This window comes from Roseateles sp., assembly GCF_036404855.1.
Taxonomy (GTDB): domain Bacteria; phylum Pseudomonadota; class Gammaproteobacteria; order Burkholderiales; family Burkholderiaceae_C; genus Pelomonas.
Map to the genome: position 1 here is coordinate 1 of NZ_DASWYS010000289.1, position 2760 is coordinate 2760.

Genomic DNA, 2760 nt, shown 5'->3' on the forward strand with positions numbered 1-2760 from the left:
CGGCGATCAGCTTGAGGCTGTCCGAGAGGCTGAACTTGCCGGCGCTGTAGACCGTGCGGCGCTTGTCGATGCGGTTGCCGAAGGCCGAGATGCCCTGGTCGAAGTCGGGCATCGCAAAGCTGCCGTCCAGCACCTGCTGCAGCGTCAGCGCCTGGCCCAGGTCGTCGTAGCTCGACGCCATGTCCACCTTGTTGCGGCCGGCCGAAGCGCCGAACACCGCCTCGTGCTGGCGGCCGGCCAGCTGGAACGGCCCCTTGAACTGCAGGTCGGCGAGGGTCTGGCGCTCCTGGTGGTCGTAGGTCGAGGGCCAGCTGAACAGGCCGGCGCCGGTCGCGCGGTCGGGCGTGCCGTAGATGTAGAGCATGGCCGTGTCCGAGCGGATGCGGCGCTGGTTGAGCGTGGCCTTGGCGCTCCAGCCGCCGCCCAGGTCGTGCAGCAGCTCGGCGAAGCTGCGGCCGTCGTTGGTGTCCCAGCGCGCCCAGGCGGGCGCGGAGCTGGCCGAGCGGTCGTAGTCGATGGCCGAGCCGTCGCTGTAGTACAGCGGCAGCGCGCCCCACATCAGGCCCTGGGGCCGGTTGTTCTGCTGGGCGTGGCCCAGGGTCAACACGGTGGACGGGCCCAGGTCGGCCTCGATCACCCCCGAGGCCACCTGCTTGCGGGCCTGGTAGCGGTCGAGGTAGGAGTTCTTGTCCTCATCGGCCACGATCACGCGGCCGCGCAGGCTGCCGCTGGCGTTCAGCGGGCCGGCCACATCGGCGTCGACCCGGCGCAGGTTCCACGAGCCCAGGGTCAGGCCGGCGCTGGCCTGCAGCTTCGCAGTCGGGCGCTTGCGCACGAAGTTGACCGTGGCCGACGGGTTGCCGGTGGCCGAGAGCAGACCGTTGGCGCCGCGCAGCACCTCGACGCGGTCGTAGATGGCGGTGTCCATGTCGCCGTTGAGCAGGCCCGAGGCGAAGGGCAGGCCGATGCCGTCTTCCTGGAAGTTGGTGATGTCGAAGCCGCGGGCGGAAAAGTAGGTGCGGTCGGTCTCGACCTTCTCGACCTGCACGCCGGTGACGCCGGACAGCAGGGTGCGCACCTCGTTGAGGCCGAAGGCCTGCATCTGGGCCTGCGAGGTCACGCTGACGGACTGGGGCGTCTCGCGCAGGCGCAGGTCCAGGCCAGTGGCCGAGCTGGACACCGATGCGCCGAAGGCTGGCGACTGTTCGGTAGGTGCGGCGCTGGCGCTGTCGCGCACGACCACCGTGCCCAGCGTGGGCTCCGGTGCGGCGGGTGCCGTCTGGGCCAGGGCGGACGGGGCCAGTCCGAACAGGACCGAACTGGCGAAGGCGATGCGGGAAGCGAGGGCGAGCGGGCTGAGCGCTGCCGGGGCAGACAGGTGGGTGTTCATGGGTCAAGAGACAGCAGTTCCGTCGTACGACGGGGGTCATTGGCTGGCTCTTGACGGCGCGCGGCGGGAGGCGCGCCCGTGGCTGGCTGGTCTTAAATGATAACCATTATCAATAAATGCTTCAAGACGTTGCCCTCGCCGCCCGTCCGCAGACCGGGCACTGCCGCGTCAGGCCACTGCCCGCACCTGGACCTTGGTGAACAGCCGCCGCACGTCGTCCGGCCGTGCGAGCCCGGTGCCGGCGGTCAGCAGTGCGGCCGAGCCGGCGGCCACGCCCCAGGCGAAGGCCTGATCCATCGGCATGCCGTGCTGCCAGGCCCAGACCAGGCCGGCGACGAAGCTGTCGCCCGCGCCCACCGCGCTGGCCACCGGCATGTCCAGTGGCGGTGCGAACCACATCGCCTCGCGCGTGACCAGCAGCGCGCCCAGGTGGCCCAGGGTCAGCGCCACGATCTCGCTCCTGCCGTCCAGCACCAGCTGGCGCGCCGCGGCCTGCCACTGGGCCGGCGTCTCCAGCGCCTGGCCGCTGAGTTCGGCCAGCTCCTTGAGGTTGGGCTTGAACAGGAACACACCCTCGGCCAGCGCCGCCGCCAGCGCCGGCCCGGAGGCGTCGAGCACCAGCCTGGCGCCGCGCTGGTGGCACAGGCGTGCGACGCGGGCGTAGAAGTCGGCGGGCACGCCCGGCGGCAGGCTGCCGCTGGCGACCACCAGGTCAGGGAAGTCGCTCAGGCTTTCGAGGTGCTGCAGGCAGGCCATCCATTCGGCCTCGCTCAGGTGCGGGCCGGGCATGACGAAGCGGAACTCGGCGCCGGTGCTGTGCTCGTGCACGGTGAAGCTCACGCGGGTCTCGTCGGCAATGGGCAGGAACACGCTGTCCAGGCCCTCGTCGCGCATGCGCTTCTCCAGCCACTGCCCAGGGGAGCCGCCGGTCGGGCACAGCGCCACGCAGCGCCCGCCCAGGCGGGTGAGCACGCGCGCCACGTTGACGCCGCCGCCGCCCGCGTCGTGCAGCGTGTCGCCGCAGCGCAGCTTGTGCGTGGGCACGACGGATTCGGTCTCGGTCGCGAGGTCGACCGAGGGGTTCATGGTCAGGCAGAGGATGCGGGGCGGGGTGTTCATGCGGCGGTTGTACCGCATGCGCCGCCCGGCGGCTTTGCCCCGCCTCAACGGATGTGTTTGGCCCGCTTGCCGAGAAAGGCCTGCGCCACGGTCATGCCGCGCCGGCCGGGGCGCACAGCGATGTCCTGTCCAGCCTGCACCGTGCCCGGCTGCGCCACGGCCAGGTACCAGCCGAAGTTGCAGGCGTCCACCATGAGGCGCCCTGCGTCGGACAGACCGGTCACGGCGTTGAACTTCGAGCAGGGTTCGCG

At 71.2% G+C, this 2760-nt stretch carries 3 protein-coding genes; all 3 read right to left on the minus strand.

The window, feature by feature from the left end; all coding sequences use genetic code 11:
• Positions 1 to 1390: TonB-dependent siderophore receptor (locus VGF12_RS19120; RefSeq protein WP_331177639.1), on the minus strand; the 1390-nt coding region annotated here is incomplete at its 3' end.
• Between the two features lie 168 nt (positions 1391 to 1558).
• Positions 1559 to 2509, minus strand: a complete 951-nt coding sequence (locus VGF12_RS19125) for a 1-phosphofructokinase family hexose kinase (RefSeq protein WP_331177640.1) — start codon at positions 2507 to 2509, stop codon at positions 1559 to 1561.
• Between the two features lie 44 nt (positions 2510 to 2553).
• A partial coding sequence (locus tag VGF12_RS19130) for an MOSC domain-containing protein (RefSeq protein ID WP_331177641.1) occupies positions 2554 to 2760 on the minus strand: 207 nt, incomplete at its 5' end.